The 18,185-nt window shown below is 70.9% G+C and carries 18 protein-coding genes and 1 pseudogene; 8 read left to right on the top strand and 11 right to left on the bottom strand.

Features of this window, described 5'->3' with window-relative positions; translation table 11 throughout:
• Window positions 1-297: 297 nt before the first annotated feature.
• Window positions 298-897 (bottom strand): biotin transporter BioY, encoded by a 600-nt coding sequence (locus tag EDF31_RS18685; protein ID WP_131847435.1) that lies wholly within the window; start codon window positions 895-897, stop codon window positions 298-300.
• 115 nt (window positions 898-1,012) lie between these two features.
• Between EDF31_RS18685 and EDF31_RS18680 the strand changes: the two genes are divergently transcribed.
• Window positions 1,013-2,611, top strand: a complete 1,599-nt coding sequence (locus EDF31_RS18680; RefSeq protein ID WP_123294378.1) for an ABC-F family ATP-binding cassette domain-containing protein — start codon at window positions 1,013-1,015, stop codon at window positions 2,609-2,611.
• 332 nt (window positions 2,612-2,943) lie between these two features.
• Here the strand turns inward: EDF31_RS18680 and EDF31_RS18675 are convergent, their stop codons facing one another.
• From EDF31_RS18675 to EDF31_RS18665, 3 genes and pseudogenes are all read right to left on the bottom strand, one after another.
• Window positions 2,944-3,924, bottom strand: coding sequence for an SURF1 family protein (locus EDF31_RS18675; RefSeq protein WP_131847433.1), 981 nt, complete (start codon window positions 3,922-3,924; stop codon window positions 2,944-2,946).
• 98 nt (window positions 3,925-4,022) lie between these two features.
• Window positions 4,023-4,229: pseudogene (locus EDF31_RS18670) on the bottom strand (hypothetical protein); the annotation flags it as partial.
• A complete protein-coding gene (locus EDF31_RS18665; protein WP_131847431.1) occupies window positions 4,229-4,651 on the bottom strand; it encodes a DUF3099 domain-containing protein in 423 nt (140 codons plus the stop codon). The pseudogene EDF31_RS18670 and the gene EDF31_RS18665, both read right to left, overlap by 1 nt.
• A gap of 165 nt (window positions 4,652-4,816) precedes the next feature.
• Between EDF31_RS18665 and fabG the strand changes: the two genes are divergently transcribed.
• Window positions 4,817-5,530, top strand: coding sequence for a 3-oxoacyl-ACP reductase FabG (fabG, locus tag EDF31_RS18660; protein ID WP_027465673.1), 714 nt, complete (start codon window positions 4,817-4,819; stop codon window positions 5,528-5,530).
• A gap of 92 nt (window positions 5,531-5,622) precedes the next feature.
• Here the strand turns inward: fabG and serB are convergent, their stop codons facing one another.
• Window positions 5,623-6,261 carry a phosphoserine phosphatase SerB gene (gene serB, locus EDF31_RS18655; protein ID WP_131847429.1) on the bottom strand — a complete coding sequence of 213 codons (639 nt, stop codon included), beginning with the start codon at window positions 6,259-6,261 and terminating at the stop codon, window positions 5,623-5,625.
• An 89-nt stretch (window positions 6,262-6,350) separates the two neighbouring features.
• On the bottom strand, window positions 6,351-7,592 hold the full coding sequence (gene glgC / locus EDF31_RS18650) for a glucose-1-phosphate adenylyltransferase (RefSeq protein WP_123294454.1): 1,242 nt from the start codon (window positions 7,590-7,592) through the stop codon (window positions 6,351-6,353).
• 47 nt (window positions 7,593-7,639) lie between these two features.
• Here glgC and glgA point away from each other — a divergent pair, with 47 nt between their 5' ends.
• From glgA to EDF31_RS18635, 3 genes are all read left to right on the top strand, one after another.
• On the top strand, window positions 7,640-8,839 hold the full coding sequence (gene glgA / locus EDF31_RS18645; protein ID WP_131847427.1) for a glycogen synthase: 1,200 nt from the start codon (window positions 7,640-7,642) through the stop codon (window positions 8,837-8,839).
• A 9-nt stretch (window positions 8,840-8,848) separates the two neighbouring features.
• Window positions 8,849-9,631 (top strand): ABC transporter ATP-binding protein, encoded by a 783-nt coding sequence (locus EDF31_RS18640; protein WP_131847425.1) that lies wholly within the window; start codon window positions 8,849-8,851, stop codon window positions 9,629-9,631.
• A 108-nt stretch (window positions 9,632-9,739) separates the two neighbouring features.
• Window positions 9,740-9,988: a type B 50S ribosomal protein L31 gene (locus EDF31_RS18635; protein WP_017887280.1), complete on the top strand. Its 249-nt coding sequence runs from the start codon at window positions 9,740-9,742 to the stop codon at window positions 9,986-9,988.
• 76 nt (window positions 9,989-10,064) lie between these two features.
• Here EDF31_RS18635 and EDF31_RS18630 read toward each other — a convergent pair whose 3' ends face one another.
• Together EDF31_RS18630 and treS are read right to left on the bottom strand one after the other, a co-directional pair.
• Window positions 10,065-10,829 carry a 3'-5' exonuclease gene (locus tag EDF31_RS18630; protein ID WP_243650152.1) on the bottom strand — a complete coding sequence of 255 codons (765 nt, stop codon included), beginning with the start codon at window positions 10,827-10,829 and terminating at the stop codon, window positions 10,065-10,067.
• A gap of 37 nt (window positions 10,830-10,866) precedes the next feature.
• A complete protein-coding gene (treS, locus tag EDF31_RS18625; protein ID WP_131847423.1) occupies window positions 10,867-12,576 on the bottom strand; it encodes a maltose alpha-D-glucosyltransferase in 1,710 nt (569 codons plus the stop codon).
• A gap of 113 nt (window positions 12,577-12,689) precedes the next feature.
• Here treS and EDF31_RS18620 point away from each other — a divergent pair, with 113 nt between their 5' ends.
• Together EDF31_RS18620 and EDF31_RS18615 are read left to right on the top strand one after the other, a co-directional pair.
• Window positions 12,690-13,697, top strand: a complete 1,008-nt coding sequence (locus EDF31_RS18620) for an alpha/beta hydrolase (protein ID WP_243650151.1) — start codon at window positions 12,690-12,692, stop codon at window positions 13,695-13,697.
• Window positions 13,698-13,702: 5 nt separating this feature from the next.
• Window positions 13,703-14,776, top strand: a complete 1,074-nt coding sequence (locus tag EDF31_RS18615) for a glycosyltransferase family 1 protein (protein WP_131847443.1) — start codon at window positions 13,703-13,705, stop codon at window positions 14,774-14,776.
• 99 nt (window positions 14,777-14,875) lie between these two features.
• Here EDF31_RS18615 and EDF31_RS18610 read toward each other — a convergent pair whose 3' ends face one another.
• The 3 genes from EDF31_RS18610 to EDF31_RS18600 form a co-directional block, all read right to left on the bottom strand.
• The gene (locus EDF31_RS18610) at window positions 14,876-15,616 is read right to left on the bottom strand and encodes a hypothetical protein (RefSeq protein ID WP_131847421.1); all 741 of its coding nucleotides are present in this window, start codon (window positions 15,614-15,616) and stop codon (window positions 14,876-14,878) included.
• A 69-nt stretch (window positions 15,617-15,685) separates the two neighbouring features.
• Window positions 15,686-16,324 carry a histidine phosphatase family protein gene (locus EDF31_RS18605; RefSeq protein WP_131847419.1) on the bottom strand — a complete coding sequence of 213 codons (639 nt, stop codon included), beginning with the start codon at window positions 16,322-16,324 and terminating at the stop codon, window positions 15,686-15,688.
• Window positions 16,321-17,166 carry a Sir2 family NAD-dependent protein deacetylase gene (locus tag EDF31_RS18600; RefSeq protein WP_123938113.1) on the bottom strand — a complete coding sequence of 282 codons (846 nt, stop codon included), beginning with the start codon at window positions 17,164-17,166 and terminating at the stop codon, window positions 16,321-16,323. Before EDF31_RS18600 ends, EDF31_RS18605 begins: the two co-directional genes overlap by 4 nt.
• A gap of 194 nt (window positions 17,167-17,360) precedes the next feature.
• On the opposite strand from EDF31_RS18600, the gene EDF31_RS18595 reads away from it, so the two are divergent.
• Complete coding sequence (locus tag EDF31_RS18595) at window positions 17,361-18,179, top strand: RNA methyltransferase (RefSeq protein WP_131847417.1); 819 nt, start codon at window positions 17,361-17,363, stop codon at window positions 18,177-18,179.
• Window positions 18,180-18,185: the final 6 nt, after the last annotated feature.

The raw sequence follows: 18,185 nt of genomic DNA, 5'->3' as shown, positions 1-18,185 counted from the left end.
CACACGAACCATCCCCGGATCTCGAACCGACTAATCAGTCCAAGAACCGGGGACCAGTCCACTGGCACCGGGCCTCCCGTCCGTCCGTGGTCGCGCCGCGCGCGGGGCGCGACACGCCACTCACGTTCCCCGAGCGGTCACGTTCTGTCGGCCGACCGCGCTCCGGGCGACGGAAGGTGACCACTCGGCGTCCGGCTGGCGGGGAGTCGTGACCGCACTCACAGCCCGTCACCCCGCACGCAGCGGACGCAGAACGGCCCCGCACCGATCGGTGCGGGGCCGTTGTCGTGCGCAGCGTCAGCGGCGGCCGAGTGCCTTCCACGCGAGCGGCACGATGCCCGCGGCGATGAGCGCCTTCGCGATCCCACCGACGATGAACGGGTACAGGCCGGCGGCGAGCACCGACTGCAGGTCGTTCTGTGCGCCGAGCTGCCCGAGCACGACCGCCAGGTACGGCAGGCCGGTGACGAACGGGATGGCACTCGCGAGCAGCATCGCGACGGCTGCGCGCCCGAAGTGCCGGTCCCAGTTGCGGCGGGCCAGCCAACCGACGACGCCCGCGGCGGGGATGAACCCGATGACGTAGCCGAAGCTCGGCACGGCCAGGGCCTGCAGGCCGCCGGTCATGTCGGCGAAGAACGGTGCGCCCGCGAGGCCGGCGACGGCGTAGACGAGCAGCGAGAGCATGCCGCGGCGGGCACCCAGGGTCGCGCCGACGAGCACGACGGCGAGCGTCTGCCCGGTGATCGGGACCGGCCACATCGGGACCTCGAGCTGTGCCATCGCAGCGGTGAACAGGGCTCCGCCAGCGACGAGGGCGGCGTTCGTGGCCAGCCCGTGCGTCCGCAGACGGTCGGCGAGGACTGCGCGGGGAGCGAACCCGGTGGCGTTCGTCATGGATTCTCCTAGAATGGACTGCTGGTCCCGTTCGGAACCATCGGTCCCGTCAGCGTAGCGGTGCACCTCACGCACACGTCGTTGTGCAAACCCACCAACTGATTGGACGTCCACTGTGCTTGCCGTGCACGAACTCGAGATCCGCGTCGGAGCTCGTCTCCTCATGGAAGACGTGTCCTTCCGTGTCGAGAAGGGCGAGAAGATCGGACTCGTCGGCCGCAACGGCGCGGGGAAGACGACGATGACCAAGGCCCTCGCGGGCGAGACGCAGCCGAACGGCGGCACGATCGACCGCGGTGGTGAGATCGGCTACCTGCCGCAGGACCCGCGCTCCGGTGACCCGGAGGAGACCGCGCGCAAGCGCATCCTCGACGCCCGCGGGCTCGGTGAGCTCGTGGAGGGCATCCGCCTCGCCACGCTCGACATGGCGAGCGAGGACACCGCCGTCGCCGAGAAGGCGATGCGCCGGTACAGCCGGCTCGACGACCAGTTCAACGCGCTCGGCGGCTACGCGGCCGAGGCCGAGGCGGCGTCGATCGCATCGAACCTCAAGCTGCCGGACCGCATCCTCGACCAGCAGCTCAAGACCCTGTCCGGTGGTCAGCGTCGTCGCATCGAGCTCGCGCGGATCCTGTTCTCGGATGCCGAGACGATGATCCTCGACGAGCCCACGAACCACCTCGACGCCGACTCGGTCGTGTGGCTGCGCGAGCACCTGAAGACCTACCCCGGTGGCGTCATCATCATCTCCCACGACGTCGAGCTCGTGGAAGAGGTCGTCAACCGCGTCTTCTACCTCGACGCCAACCGCCAGACCATCGACATCTACAACATGGGCTGGAAGCTGTACCAGCGGCAGCGCGTCGCCGACGAGGAGCGCCGCCGCAAGGAGCGCGCGGGCGCCGAGAAGAAGGCCGCCACGCTCAAGGACCAGGCCGCTCGCTTCGGTGCCAAGGCGTCGAAGGCCGCGGCGGCGCACCAGATGGTCGCGCGTGCCGACAAGCTGCTCGCGGGCCTCGAGGACGAGCGCGTCGCCGACCGGGTCGCCAAGATCCGCTTCCCCACGCCGGCCCCGTGCGGCCGCACGCCGCTGATGGCCGAGGGGCTGTCGAAGTCCTACGGGTCGCTCGAGATCTTCGCGGGCGTCGACCTGGCGATCGACCGCGGTTCGCGCGTCGTCATCCTCGGGTTCAACGGTGCCGGCAAGACGACGCTGCTCCGGATCCTCGCGGGTGCCGACCTGCCCGACACCGGTGAGATCCAGCCGGGCCACGGTCTGCGCATCGGGTACTACGCGCAGGAGCACGAGAACATCGACATCAACCGCACCGTGATCGAGAACATGGTGTCGGCGTCGACCGACCTCAACGAGACCGAGGCCCGTCGTGTGCTCGGGTCGTTCCTGTTCACCGGGGACGACGGCTACAAGAAGGCCGGGGTCCTGTCCGGTGGTGAGAAGACGCGTCTGTCGCTCGCGATGATCGTCGTCTCGGGCGCGAACGTGCTACTGCTCGACGAACCGACGAACAACCTGGACCCGGCATCGCGCGAGGAGATCCTCAATGCCCTCGCCGGGTTCGAGGGCGCGGTCGTCCTGGTGTCGCACGACGCCGGTGCCGTCGAGGCGCTCAACCCCGAGCGCGTGCTGCTCCTGCCGGACGGCACCGAGGACCACTGGAACAAGGACTACGCGGAGCTCATCGAGCTCGCCTGACGCCGGTCGGTCACGACACCCCGCTCAGGTTCGCCGAGTGGTCACCATGTGTCGTCGCCGTCGCCGGCGAGCGACGGTTCGTGACCGCTCGGCGGCACGCGTGCGAGCGCGTCGTGACGAGCGGCCGGGCGGCGTGCGGTGGTCGACGTGACCGTAGGACGGACGGGAGGCCCGTGGCGACGCCGCCACGGGCCTCCCGTCCGCTGTCCCGTCGGTCAAGGCAACCCGCTCACGTCCGCCGAGTGGTCACCACGTGGCGTCACCGGCGTCGATGGGCGACGGTTCGTGACCGCTCGGCGGCGCGCCCGCGGCGAGCGGCCCGGCGCAGCGCGTCAGCGGCGGGACGCGATCAGGTCGTCCTCGATCTCGGCGTCGGTCTTCGGCTTGGCGTCCTTGCGGCGCTGCCGCTCCTGGGCGCGCTCGCGTTCCTCCGGGTCGTCCTGGTTGAGGTTCCGGTACTCCTGCACCATCACGTACGCCAGGAACCCGAAGCCGCCGGCCGCGAACAGGAACCACTGGATGAAGTAGCTCAGGTGCAGGCCGGTGTCGGCGGTGGGACGCTCCCAGCCGAGCGGGCGCGCCTCGGTCGGGGCGGGGGACTCGGAGGCGAGCTCGCCGTACGCACCCGTCCAGATCGGGGTGTCGACCTTCTTCGCGACGTCGGCCAGGGTGACCGACTGCACTTGGTCTGTGTGCGCGGGGTCGGTACGGCCGGGGATCCGGGGCTCGCTCTGCTGCAGCCGGACGATCGCCGTGACCTCGCCCGACGGGGGAGCGGGCACGTGGTCGGGGGCGTCCTGCGCGTTGCCGGTGGGGACCCAGCCGCGGTCGACGATGAACGCGCGGCCGTCGTCGGTGACCAGGGGGGTCAGGACCTCGAAGCCGGGCTGGCCGTTGTGCACGCGGTTGCGGACGAGCAGCTGCGCGTCGATGTCGTAGCGGCCGGTCACGGAGACGCGGAGCCACTCCTGCTCGTCCTGCCAGCTCGACGCCGTCGGCAGCGCCTGATCGAGGGGGACCGGCGTGTGGTCGTAGTTCTGGGCGACCTGCTCGTTCTGACGCACCGCCTCGTTGCGGCGGTCCCACTGCCACATGCCGAACAGGGCGCAGACGATCGCGAATGCCACGGCGATCGCGAAGTACCCGAGCCAGCGGCGACTGCGGACGAAGTGCCAGCCGACGAAGGGCTCGTCCGGGCCTTGGGTGGGGCGTTCGTCGTCCGGCTCGGAGCGACGGGCGTGGTCGGCGGCGCGCTGCAGCTTGGCAGCGTGCTTCCGGCTGTACCGGGAGTGCGGGTCGAAGTCGTCGGTCATCGACCGGTGCCGGTGGAGCGCACCCCGACGTCGTTCTTCGGCGACGAGGCCGGATCGCGTTCGTCGTCGAGCCGGTCGACGTCCTCGTGCATGCCGGTGACGCGCACCGGGAAGGTGCGGGACCGCAGGTAGTCGGCGAGGAAGTCGCGGTGCTCCTCGCACGCGGCCCAGATCTTCACGCGGTCGGCGGAGTGGATCCGGGGGTTGCGCCAGTTCACCCGCCACGCTGCCGTGTTGGAGCAGCCGGCTCGGGAGCAGACGGGGGTCGAGCCCGGTTCGGTGTGCAGGTCGAAGGTCGCGCCCATCAGCGGTGTCCCCACATCTTCGAGCGGTCGCCGTTGCGCTGCCACTCGTCCTGCGCGTGCTGGGCCTGCTGCCGGAGGCGGTCCTGCTCGTCGCGGTAGGCCTGGGCCCGGTCCTCTTCCTGCTGCTCGCGGAGGCCGGGGTCGACGGCGTCGTAGAGCTGCATCGCACCGGCGGGCGAGATCATGTCGCTCTCGGTCCGGCTGCCGGCGTTCGCGACGATCACGGCGACCCAGGGGATCACGGCGGCGAAGACGATCGGCACGACGGCGATCCAGGAGTGCCAGATGGAGTAGACGAGCACGGCCACGACGAAGAGGACGACGCGGATGGCCATCTGCCACACGTAGCGGGACAGGCGGTGCGCCCGGTCCAGCTCCGGCGAATCCGGGAGCGTGGTGATGCTGGTGTGCGTGCTCTTCATACAGATGGTCTCCGTCTACCCGTGGTCCAGCCTAAGCCTCCGGGGCCGATCGTGGGTGCGCCGCGCGCGAACGGGCTGCGGTGCTGGCTCCGCTACGCTCGTCCGGGCGTGTCCGCCGACCCGTCGGCACGACACGACCGCACACCACCACCGAACGGAGCGACCATGAGCACCCCCCGTACCGTCCTGATCACCGGCGGCAACCGCGGCATCGGCCACGCCCTCGCCGAGCGTTTCGTCGCCGCCGGGCACCGCGTCGCGGTCACGTCGCGCAGCGGACAGGGCGGACCCGAAGGGGCCCTCACCGTGCAGGCCGACATCACCGACACGGCCTCGGTGGACGCCGCCTTCACGCAGGTCGAAGCCGAACTCGGACCGATCGAGGTGCTCGTGGCCAACGCCGGTATCACGAACGACCAGCTGCTGCTCCGCATGTCCGAGGACGACTTCACGAGCGTCGTCGACACCAACCTGACCGGCACGTTCCGGGTCGTGAAGCGCGCCACCAAGGGCATGATGAAGGCCAAGTTCGGCCGCATCGTGCTCATGTCGAGCGTCGTCGGCGCCTACGGCCAGATCGGCCAGGTCAACTACGCGTCGTCGAAGGCCGCCCTGGTCGGCATGGCCCGGTCGATCACCCGTGAGCTCGGCTCGCGCGGCATCACCGCCAACGTCGTCGCGCCCGGGTTCATCCAGACCGACATGACGGCGGCGCTGTCCGACGAGCTGCAGGCCGAGTTCAAGAAGGCGATCCCGGCTGCCCGGTACGGCACGGTCGACGACGTCGCCGACGCCACGCTGTTCCTGGCGAGCGACGGGGCCGGCTACGTCTCCGGCGCGATCATCCCGGTCGACGGCGGCCTCGGCATGGGCCACTAGCCAGCGCCTGCGCGTCGTTTCGTGCTCAGCGACAGTTCACGGGTGCTCGCGCGCGTGACGTGTCGCTGAGCGCGAAGAACCGGACGGTCCGCTCAGCCGCGCAGGCCGAGCGTCGCGAGCACGGCGGACAGGTCGCGGTCCACGACGGCGACGTCCGCCTGCTCCCGCACGCGCGGCTTCGCGTCGAACGCCACCGACAGGGCGGCGACGCGCATCATCTCGAGGTCGTTCGCCCCGTCGCCGATCGCGACGGTGCGGACCGCGTCCACGCCGTCGGCCTCGGCCCACTCGCGCAGGGCGACGGCCTTCGCGTGCGCGTCCACGACGTCGCCGAGCACACGGCCGGTCAAGACGGCGTCGGACACCTCGAGTCGGTTCGCGCGGCAGTGGTCGAGACCGAGTCGCTCGGCGAACGGGTCGAGGACCTCGTGGAACCCGCCGGACACGACACCGACGGTCCCACCGGCGGCGTGCACGCCGCGGACGAGTTGGTCGGCGCCCCGCGTCACGCGGACCGCCTGCTGTGCGCGTCGGAAGACGTCGACCGGGAGGCCCGCAAGGGTCGCGACACGCTCCCGGAGGCTCTCGGCGAAGTCGATCTCCCCGCGCATGGCGCGCTCCGTGATCGCCGCGACCTGTGGCCGGGTCCCGGCGGTGTCGGCGAGGAGTTCGATCACCTCGTCCTCGAGGAGGGTGGAATCGGCATCGAGGACGACGAGGAAGCGGGGCACGGACCAACGGTACCGACAGACGGAGGCACGGCCCGCGTCCGTGACGCGAGCCGTGCCTCCTGTCCGTCCGTTCGTCGGTGCGGCCGACGCTACGCGTCGACGCGGACGCCCTTGCCGACCACGGTGATGCCGGACTCGGTCACGGTGAAGCCGCGGGCCTCGTCGGCCTCACGGTCGATGCCGACCTGCGCACCCGGCGCGATGACGACGTCCTTGTCCAGGATCGCCCGGTTCACGACCGAACCGGCGCCGATCGTCGCCCGCTCGAACACGATCGAGTCGAGGACCTTCGCGCCGGAGTCGATCCCGCACCACGGGCCGATCATGCTGCGTTCGACCTGTGCGCCCGACACCAGGCAGCCGAGCGACACGAGCGAGTCGACCGTCGAGCCGGTGTTGCCGTTGGCGTCCCGCACGAACTTCGCCGGCGGCAGGTTCGTCTGCTGGTTGAAGATCGGCCAGTCCTGGTTGTACAGGTTGAACACCGGCACCGGGGCGATGAGGTCCATGTGTGCGTCGAAGAACGAGTCGATCGTCCCCACGTCGCGCCAGTAGTACTTGTCACGGTCGGTGGACCCGGGGACCTCGTTGCGCTGCAGGTCGTAGACCCCGGCGTCGCCGCGGTCCACGAAGTCGGGGACGATGTCGCCGCCCATGTCGTGCGCGGACGACTCGACCTGGCCGTCGCGGAGCACCGCGTCGACGAGGGCGTCCGCGTTGAACACGTAGTTGCCCATCGAGGCCAGGACCTCGCCGGGGGAGTCGGCGAGCCCGACCGGGTTCTTCGGCTTCTCGAGGAAGGCATCGATCTTCGTCGGGTCGTCGGCGTCCACCTGGATGACGCCGAACTGGTCGGCGAGCTCGATGGGCTGACGGATCGCCGCGACGGTGGCGCTGCGACCCGAGGCGATGTGCGCCTCGACCATCTGGTGGAAGTCCATCCGGTACACGTGGTCGGCGCCGACCACGACGACGATGTCGGGACGCTCGTCGCGGAGCAGGTTGAGCGACTGCAGGATCGCGTCGGCCGAACCGGCGAACCAGCGCTTGCCGAGTCGCTGCTGCGCGGGGACCGACGCCACGTAGGACCCGAGCAGGCCCTCCATGCGCCAGGTCTCGGCGACGTGCCGGTCGAGACTGTGCGACTTGTACTGGGTGAGGACGACGATCTTCTGCAGACCGGAGTTCACCAGGTTCGACAGCGCGAAGTCGATGAGACGGAAGTTCCCGCCGAACGGGACTGCGGGCTTCGCCCGGTCGGCCGTGAGCGGCATGAGCCGTTTCCCCTCGCCGCCAGCGAGCACGATGCCGAAGACCTTCTTTGGTGCCATGCCGCTCACAGTAGGCGTCAGCACTGGGAACCGGTTACCTTGAACCCGTGCGAGTCGATCTACTGACCAGGGAGTATCCGCCGGAGGTCTACGGCGGAGCGGGTGTCCACGTGGCCGAACTGACTGCTGCGTTGCGGTCGGGGACCGACACCGACGTCCGCGTCCGGGCCTTCGGGGCCTTCCGCGACGAAGTCGACGTCTGGGGGTACCGCACGCCGGCCGGCCTCGAGCAGGCGAACGGCGCGCTGCAGGCGCTCGGCACCGACGTGGCCATCGCCGCCGACGTCGAGGGCGCCGACCTCGTGCACTCGCACACCTGGTACGCGAACTCGGCGGGCCGGATCGCGCAGTTGACCTACGGGATCCCCCACGTCGTCACGGCGCACAGCCTCGAGCCGCTGCGCCCGTGGAAGGCCGAGCAGCTCGGCGGCGGCTACCGCCTGTCGAGCTGGATGGAACGCGAGGCGTTCGAGAACGCTGACGGCGTCATCGCGGTGTCGAAGGCCATGCGCGCCGACATCCTGCGCTCGTACCCGTCGATCGACCCGGCGAAGGTGCACGTCGTCTACAACGGCATCGACATCGACGCCTGGAAGCCGCAGGTCGACGAGGACGCCGTCCGCGCCCTCGGCATCGACCCGTCGCGCCCCAGCGTCGTCTTCGTCGGTCGCATCACCCGGCAGAAGGGCCTGCCCTACCTGCTCCGCGCCGTGGCGTCGCTCCCCGAGGACGTCCAGATCGTGCTGTGCGCCGGTGCCCCGGACACCCCGGAGATCCTCGCCGAGGTCACCGGGCTGGTCGAGGGCCTGCGTGAGCAGCGCGAGGGCGTCGTCTGGATCGACCGGATGCTCGCGCACGAGGAGATCGTGAACGTGCTGTCCTCGGGCACCGTCTTCGTGTGCCCGTCGATCTACGAACCGCTCGGCATCGTGAACCTCGAGGCCATGGCGTGCGGCATCCCCGTCGTAGGCACCGGCACCGGGGGCATCCCCGAGGTCGTCGCGGACGGCTTCACCGGTCGCATCGTGCCGATCGACCAGGCGCAGGACGGCACGGGCACCCCGACCGACCCCGACAAGTACGTGGCGGACTTGGCCGCGACCCTCAACGAGGTGCTCGCCGACGAGGGGCTCGCGAAGCTCATGGGCCGTGCCGGACGCCTGCGCGTCGAGTCCGAGTTCACCTGGGACGCGATCGCCACGAGGACACGGCAGGTCTACGACGAGGTGCTCGGCCGGACCCCGTAGGCTGGTCGCATGCCCTCGGTCGTGCGCTTGTCAGACGTCTCCGTGGTCCGCAACGGGGCCACCATCCTCGACTCGATCTCGTGGGGGGTGCAGGATGACGAACGCTGGGTCGTGCTCGGCGCGAACGGCGCCGGCAAGACCACGCTGCTGCAGGTCGCCGGTGCCCAGACGTTCCCGACCTCGGGTGACGTCGAGGTGCTCGGCACCGAGCTGGGCGGCGCCGACCTGTTCGAGCTCCGCCCGCGCATCGGCTTCGCGTCGACCGCCCTGGCCCGTCGCATCCCGGTGACCGAGAAGGTCATCGACGTCGTGCTGACGGCCGCGTACTCGGTCACGGGTCGCTGGAACGAGGAGTACGAGGAGCTCGACGTCCGCCGTGCCCAGCGTGTGCTCGAGGAGTGGGGCCTGGGGTCGTTCACCGACCGCACCTTCGGCGAGCTGAGCGACGGCGAGCAGAAGCGCGTCCAGATCGCCCGTGCCGTCATGACCGACCCGGAGATCCTGTTCCTGGACGAACCGGCCGCCTCGCTCGACCTCGGCGCCCGTGAGAGCCTCGTCCGCACCCTCGGCGGCTACGCCCAGAGCGCCGACTCGCCGGCCATCGTGATCGTCACCCACCACGTCGAGGAGATCCCCGCCGGGTTCACCCACGCGCTGGTGCTCGCCGACGGCCACGTGCAGGCCGCCGGGTCCATCGACGAGGTCCTGACCGACCAGACCCTGACCGAGGCGTTCGGCATCGCGCTGTCCGTCACGAAGGACGCCGGCCGGTACACGGCGCGCGCGTCCTAGCGCTGCGATCGCGCCGTCCGTCTGGTAACGTTGACGGCTGGCGCAAGCCGATGACTTCCCGCGCATCTCGCGCAATCCCACCACCGCTACCGCTATCGAGGAAACTCCATGAAGACCGACACCCACCCCGAGTACCGCGCCATCGTCTTCCGTGACCTGGCCTCCGGTGAGACCTTCCTGACGCGTTCGACCGCGAACAGCGACAAGACGATCGAGCTCGACGGTGCCACCTACCCGGTGATCGACGTCGAGATCTCGTCCGCTTCGCACCCGTTCTACACGGGCAAGCAGCGCATCCTCGACTCGGCCGGTCGCGTCGAGAAGTTCAACCAGCGCTTCAAGGGCTTCTCCAAGTAGTCCTTCGGCAACAGCAGAACGGGCGGTCCTCCTTCGGGAGGACCGCCCGTTCTGCGTCGTGCGGCCGGTGCGCGGGTCAGGCGCCGTTGCGGTGCGGCCAGCGACCGTCGGCGGTGAAGGACGGGTCGCGCTTCTTGCGCATGTACTCCTGGAACGAGGTCGCCTGCTCGGCGCACCACCCGACCTGCTTGCGGTGGAGCTCTTCTGCCGAGATGCCGAGCTCGTCCTGGTACTTGCCGGCGATGGCCTGGGCGACCCGACCGGCGGCGATGGCGTCGGCGCCGGCGTCGTGTGCGTCGTCGAGGGTGACGCCGTACAGCTCGGACGCCGCCTCGAGCGTGCGCTTGCCCTTGCGGAAGGTGTCGAGGGCCTTGTCGATCACGAGCGGGTCGACGACGTTGCCGATGACGGGGGAGGCGAACCCGTGCCGCTTTGCCTCGCGGTCGAGGACCGTCAGGTCGTACGGGGCGTTGTAGATCACCAGCGGGATGCCGCGGGCGAACACCGCCTCGATCGCGGCGATGATCTCGGCGACGACCTCGGCCGCGGGACGCCCCTCGGCCTGGGCGCGCTCGGTGGTGTAGCCGTGCACGGCGGCGGCGCCCTCGGGGATCGCGATGCCCGGGTCGGCGATCCACGCGCCCTCGGCGATGGAGGCACCCGTCATGTCGATGAGGCCGACGTGCGCCGTGACGATCCGCGCCGTCTCGACGTCGACACCGGTGGTCTCGAGGTCGAAGACGCCGAGGGCGTGCCACCAAGGGCGTCCGGAGAGGTCCTGCGCCGGGGCGGGCGTGTCGAGCTGTGCTGTCGGATCCAGCTGTGCTGTGGGGAACGTCACGCGGTCAGGCTAACGGGACGCACCGACACGACCGGTGCTACCCGACCGGCGCGCCGACGTGCAGCCAGTAGAACGACTGCGTCCCGAGGGTCAGCGTGACGGTGCCGTCCTCGTCGAACGCGGGGAACGAACCGCCGCCGAACAGGTCGTAGAGCGGCCGACCGGCGAACTCGGGAGCCGACACGGTGACCAACGTCGGGTTCGTGGCGAACGAGAACACGCACAGCACGTCCTCCGCCGACGGCCCGAACTGTTGGCCGGAGCCCTCCCACGAGCGCACGAACGCGAGCACCGACTCGTTCGAGGTCTCCTGCACGTGCAGGGTCCCGAGCCCGAACACCGGGTGGGCCTTCCGCACGTGGATGACGTTGCGCACCCAGTGCAGCAGGGAGCGGGACTGGGCGAGCTGCGCCTCGACGTTGACCTGCGCGTAGTTGTACACGAGCGACTGCACCACGGGCAGGTAGAGCTTGCCCGGGTCTGCCGTGGAGAACCCGGCGTTGCGGTCGGGGGTCCACTGCATCGGCGTGCGGGACGAGTCGCGGTCGGGCAGCCAGATGTTGTCGCCCATCCCGATCTCGTCGCCGTAGTACAGGAACGGCGAGCCCGGCAGCGAGAACAGCAGCGCGTGGATGAGCTCGAGTTCGGCCCGCGAGTTGTCGAGCAGGGGAGCGAGCCGGCGGCGGATGCCGATGTTCGAGCGCATCCGGGGGTCGTAGCCGTACCAGCCGTACATGGCCTGCCGGTACTCCTCGCTCACCATCTCGAGCGTGAGCTCGTCGTGGTTGCGGAGGAACACGCCCCAGGCTGCCGCGGACGGCACGTCGAGCGTCTCCGACAGGATCGCCGACAGCTCCTTGGCGTGCTGGGCACGGAGCGAGTAGAAAATGCGGGGCATCACCGGGAAGTCGAACGCCATGTGGCACTCGGGCTCCTCGTCGGTGCCGAAGAAGGCGGCGGTCTCGCGCGGCCACTGGTTCGCCTCGGCGAGCAGGACACGGCCGGGGTACTCGTCGTCCACCATCGCGCGCATCTTCTTGATGAACTCGTGGGTCCCCGGTTCGCCCTCGCCGTTGCCCTCTTCCGACTCGAACAGGTACGGGATGGCGTCGAGCCGCAGACCGTCGACACCGAGGTCGAGCCAGTGCCGCACGACGTCGTACACGGCCTCGACCACCGCGGGGTTCTCGAAGTTCAGGTCGGGCTGGTGCGAGAAGAACCGGTGGAAGAAGAACTGCCGGCGGACCGGGTCGAACGTCCAGTTCGACTCCTCGGTGTCGACGAAGATCACCCGGATGTTCGGGTACTCCTCGTCGGTGTCCCGCCAGACGTAGAAGTCGCCGAAGGGGCCGTCGGGGTCCTCGCGGGACTGCTGGAACCACTCGTGCTGGTCGCTGGTGTGGTTGATCACCATGTCGATGACGATGCGCATGTTGCGCTCGTGCGACTTCGTGACGAGCTCGCGGAAGTCGTCGAGCGTGCCGAACTCGGGCAGGATCGCCTTGTAGTCGGCGATGTCGTACCCGCCGTCGCGCATCGGCGACTGGAAGAACGGCGGCAGCCACAGGGCGTCGACGCCGAGCCACTGCAGGTAGTCGAGCTTGCCGATCACGCCCTGCAGGTCGCCGATCCCGTCGCCGTTCGAATCGACGAACGAGCGGATCATGCACTCGTAGAAGACCGAGCGCTTGTACCACTGCGGGTCGAGCGTCAGGCCGGGCAGCTGGATCGGGGCTGTGAAGGTCACCGTGCTCCTCGTCGTCGTCGACGGGCCCGTCGACGGCCCGCCCCGGACACGATAGGCGCGCGATGCTGCGGGTGTCCGGGGTTTCGTGCGGTTGTCTTCGTAGACTTGCGCCGATGCAACCGCCCGTGCTCTCCCCGTACCAGTCGCTCATGGCCGCCACCCCGGTGGTCCACCGGTCCGTGCAGGTCGACGGCCGCACCACGCACTACTGGGAGTACGGGCCGTCCGACGCGACGCAGACCGTCCTGGCGGTGCACGGGTTCCGCGGCGACCACCACGGCCTCGAGACGATCGCCGCGCACCTGCAGGACGTCCGCGTGATCGTGCCCGACCTGCCCGGCTTCGGCGTGTCCGACCCGTTGCCGGTGTCGGACATCGAGTCGTACGTCGGCTGGTTGCGCGCGTTCCACGAGGCGCTCGGGCTCGGCCGCGACGCCGTCGTCCTCGGCCACTCGTTCGGGTCGATCGTGGTGTCCGCCACCGTCGCCGCCGGGCTCGACACCCGGCTGCTCGTCCTCGTGAACCCGATCGCCGCCCCGGCGCTGCAGGGGCCCCGCGCGGTGGGCACCGGGATCGCGATCGGCTACTACAAGGCCGGCGCGGTGCTGCCGAAGCCGATCGGGCTCGGGATCCTGCGGAACGCCGCCATCGTGCGGGTGATGAGCATCGCGATGCTCAAGTCGCACGACCGCGGGATGCGCCGCTGGGTGCACGACCAGCACGACCGGTACTTCTCGGCCTTCGCGAACCGCACGAGCGTGCTCGAGGTGTTCCGCACCTCGGTCACCCACGACGTGTCCGAGTACGCGGACCGCATCGACGTGCCGGTGCTGATGATCGCTGCCGAGCACGACGACATCACGGCCGTCCCCGAGCAGCGTGCCCTGGCCGCCCGCCTGCGCGATGCCGAACTCGTGGTCATCCCCGGGGTCGGCCACCTGGTGCACTACGAGACACCGGCTCCGGCCGCCGCCGCGGTGCTGCGCCGGGTGGCGGACACGGCCGCGCGCCCTGGACGGGGCCGCGGCACCAAGGCAGGCCGACCGTCGGGCGCGGGACGGGCCTCCCGGATGACCGCGACGAAGGCGACGGCGAGCGACGCGAAGGAGTCCGACGCGTGACGCGCCTGCGGATCGGCATCGACTGCCGGTACGTGCGGATCGGCCGGCACGACGGCATCAGCCGCTTCACCGCCGGAGTGGCCTGGAACCTGCCCGACCGGCACGACGTCGTGCTGCTCGTCCACGACGAGCGCCAGCTCGAGTCACTGCCGCGCGACCTGCCGTGGGAGCTGCTGCCGGCACCCACCGACGCGGGGGAGCCGCTCGTCGCACGACGGGTGAACCGGCTCGGCCTCGACGCCGTGTTCTCGCCGATGCAGACGATGGGTTCGCGGGGGCGCGACTACGCACTCGTGCTCACCCTGCACGACCTGATCTACTACCGGAACCGGACGCCTCCGCGCGAGTTCTCGTGGCCGCTCCGGCTCGGGTGGCGCGCGTTCCACCTGTCGTGGGTGCCGCAGCGCGTCCTGCTGAACGGTGCCGACGCGGTGGTCACGGTGTCCGCGACCACCGCGGGGCTCATCGCCGAGCACCGGCTGACGAAGCGTCCGGTGACGGTGGCGTACAACGCTGCCGACCCGGCGACTCCGCGTGCGGCGGGTGCGCCGCGCGAGCGCTCGCTCGTCTACATGGGCTCGTTCATGCCGTACAAGAACGTGGAGACGCTGGCGGCCGCGCTACCCCTCCTCGGAGCGGACTGGACCCTGCACTGCATGTCGCGGGTGTCCGACGCCGACCGCGCACGGATCGAGGGGCTCGCGCCGGCCGGCTCGATCGTGTTCCACGACGGTGCGACCGACGAGGAGTACCTGTCGGTGCTCCGATCCGCCACGGCCCTGGCGACGGCGTCGTACGACGAGGGCTTCGGCATCCCGCTGGTCGAGGCGATGGGCGTCGGGACCCCGGTCGTCGTGAGCGACATCCCGATCTTCCGCGAGATCGGGGGCGATGCGGCCGAGTACTTCGACCCGGCGTCGCCGTCGGCGGTGGCGGCTGCGGTACGGCGGGTCGAGGAGCGGTGGGACGAGGCCTCGGCGCAGTCGGTCGAGCGGGCCGCGCGGTTCCGGTGGCAGGACTCGGCGGAGCAGGTCGTGCGGGCGGTCGAGCGGGCCGTGGCTGACCGGCGCGCGCGGTAGCGGGGCGCGGCGGGGGGCGTCGGCCGATGCGATGCGACAACGTCGACGTCGTACGACATCGGATTCGTCGTTCCGCGTCGGCCACACGACCGGCGACCGCTACTTCGCCGCGACCACCTCGACGCTCGCCCCGGGGAACACCTTGTGCGTCTCCTCGGTCACCCGCGCCACGATCGGCGGGACGGCGGCCCCTCGCCCCGGGGTCTCGACGACGATCGACTGGTCGGCGGCGCGGTCCGACGGCGTGCCACCGCGTTCCCACGAGCAGCGGACGGCCGTGACCCCGCCGATGTGGTCGAGCGTGTCCGCCAGCACCAGGCGCTTCGCGGTCACCGTGCGGGAGTCGGAGACACCCACCTCGAGGGCACCGAGGTCGGCGATCGCGACGACCCGGACGCCGTTGCCACCGGCCGAGTCGGTCGCGCGGCTCAGCGTCTCGACCAGGTCGGTGCGCGCGGCAGGGTCGAGCGACGGGTCGGCCGTGATCGTCGCGGTGGCGTCGTAGCTCGCGAAGCCGGTCTTCTCGGCCGGGTGGTGGCGGACCTCGGTGACGCCCGGCACGTCGGCGAGCCGGTCGTCGAGGCGGTCGAGTGCCAGGTCCGGCCGGGGGAACACGCCGCCGATGCCGGTCTGCACGCTGCCGATGATGGTGCCGAGCACGAGGGCGATCACGCCGGCGACGACGACGGTGCTGCCGCCGATGACGAGCCAGGTGCGTGCCCGTTGCCCCATCGTGCGGGTCTGCACGCTGGCGGTCTCGGGGCCGAAGGCACGGTCGAGGTCGTCGTCCTGCTGGTCAGTGGCTTGCCAGCCACCCGGGTCGGTTCCGTCGGTCACCATGTCGCCCCCTGGTTCGGGTGCGTCGGAGCCTAGTCGCAGGACGGCCGCCCCGTCCGCGCAGGACGCTCCTCAGCCCCGGCGTTCCAGCGGGTTCTGGTAGTCGAACGCGTACCGCCCGGGCCCGTCCGAGACGTCGTCGATCGGGTCGTCGAACCGGACGAGCTCCGCGTGGAAGCGTTCGGGGTCCCAGCGGAACGAGTGGATCGAGCCGTTGCGGATCGGGGTGGCGTGCCGGTCGGCGGTGCCGGGCGCCGCCTCGTTCACCACGCTCCGGATCACCGCGCCGTGGGTGGCGACGACCACGACCCCGCCGTCGAAGCGCACCGCGATCTCACCGAGCGTCTCGGTGATGCGGGCGAGCAGCGCGGACCGGGACTCGCGGCCCGGGATGTCGTCGTGCGGGTACTCCGCCGTGACCTCGGTGTCGGTGAGCCCCTCGGCTTCGCCGTAGGCGCGTTCGGCCAGCCCGGCGTACGTCACGGGCGCCGCGAGCCCGAGCCGGTCCGCGATGATCGTCCCGGTCTCGGCGGCGCGGGACAGCGGCGAGGCGACGACGGCGTCGAACCGCCGGCGGGCGAGGAGCTCGGCGGCGTCGGCGGCCTGTCGCCGTCCGGTGTCGTTGAGCGGGATGTCGGTGGAACCCTGGATGCGGCGCTGCGCGTTCCAGTCGGTCTCACCGTGCCGGACCAGGTACAGGAGCGTCGTCACCCGTCGATCATCCCAGACGCCGCGGGACCGAGCCGCTCGGCCAGGTGTACCAGCGTCTCGGTCGTCCCGCCATCGAGCTTCACGGCGGCACGGCGGTCGCTGCGGGTCGCACCGCGGTTCACGATGACCACCGGGTTCTTGCGGCGGGCAGCGTGGTCGACGAGCCGCACGCCGGAGTTCACCGTGAGCGACGACCCCACCACGAGCAGCGCCTCGGCGTCGGCGACGATCGACACCGCCTCGTGGAACTTCTCGGTGGGCACGAACTCGCCGAAGAAGACGACGTCGGGCTTGAGCATCCCGCCGCACACCGAGCAGTCCGGCACCACGAAGCGCTCGACGTCGGTGATCTCGACGTCGCCGTCGGGCTGCAGCTGCACCGAGCCGGGCTCGTCGATCCACGGGTTGGCGCGGTCGATGGTCGTGGCGAGGTCGGCGCGGGAGAACACCTGCCCGCACGTCAGGCAGAGGGCGCGGTCCATCGACCCGTGGATCTCGACCACGCGGCGGGACCCGGCACGCAGGTGCAGGCCGTCGACGTTCTGCGTGATGACGCCCGTGACGACACCGGCGTCCTCGAGGGCGGCGAGCGCCCGGTGCCCCTCGTTCGGTCGGGCGGCGGCGAAGCTCCGCCAGCCGAGGTGCGAGCCGGCCCAGTACCGCTGCCGTTTGGCGGCGTCGGCGCGGAACTCCTGGAAGGTCATCGGCTTGCGCACGACCCGCCCGGCGCCGCGGTAGTCGGGGATGCCGGAGTCGGTGCTCAGGCCGGCGCCGGAGAGCACGGCGACGCGCTTGCCGGCGAGCACCTCGAGCACGCGGTCGAGGTCCGCCGCGGTCGGCAGACCGGTCGGCTGACCGGTCGGCGCCCCGGTGGGCGGTCCGGTCGTCGACGCAGCATCATCCAGCACCCTGTTCACGGTACCCTCAACAGCCGACCGTCCCGGTCGCTTCCCAGCCGGCACGCCAGCCGCGACACCGGCCAGCACGCCAGCCGCGACACCGACCGGCGCCCACGAACGACCCCGAAACGAGCCCCGTGCACCCCGTCCGCATCGACTCCCTCGACGACCCCCGCCTCGACGACTTCGCCCGTCTGACCGACGTGGCGCTCCGCCGGGTGAGCGAACCGGAGGGCGGCCTGTACATCGCCGAGTCGAACACGGTCATCGAGCGCGCGGTCCGTGCCGGGCACACCCCGCGGAGCATCCTGGTGCAGGAGAAGTGGCTCGACAGCGTGCTGCCCCTGGTCGCGGACCACGACGGTCCGGTCTTCGTGGGCCCGGACGCCCTGCTCGAGGAGCTCACCGGCTTCCGCATGCACCGTGGCGCGATCGCGGCGGTGCAGCGCCCCGAGCTGCCGACGGTGGCTGACGTGGTGCGGGACGCGAAGCTCGTCGTCGTGCTCGAGGACATCGTCGACCACACGAACGTCGGTGCCGTCTTCCGCAGCGTCGCCGGCCTGGGCGCGGACGCGGTCCTCGTCAGCCCGCGCTGCGCCGACCCGCTGTACCGCCGGAGCGTCCGGGTGAGCATGGGCACGGTCCTGCAGATCCCGTGGACCCGGATCGGCGAGTGGCCGGCGGCGGGCGAGGAACTGCGCGCGCAGGGCTTCCACCTCGCCGCGATGGCGCTCACCGACGAGTCGGTCGACCTCGCCGAGTTCACCCGGGACGTCCCCGGCAAGGTCGCGCTCGTCATGGGCACCGAGGGGCAGGGGCTGACGCCCGCCGCGATCGCGTCGGCGGACACCACGGTGCGGATCCCGATGGCGCACGGCGTCGACTCGCTCAACATCGCCGCGGCGAGCGCCGTCGGACTGTGGGCGGTCACCCAGGCCCAGCGGCTCGCCTCCTAGCGCCGC

Source organism: Curtobacterium sp. PhB142 (assembly GCF_004341255.1).
Lineage (GTDB): Bacteria > Actinomycetota > Actinomycetes > Actinomycetales > Microbacteriaceae > Curtobacterium.
Note: the sequence above shows the minus strand (reverse complement) of the source record. Positions and strands in the feature narration are given on the sequence as shown.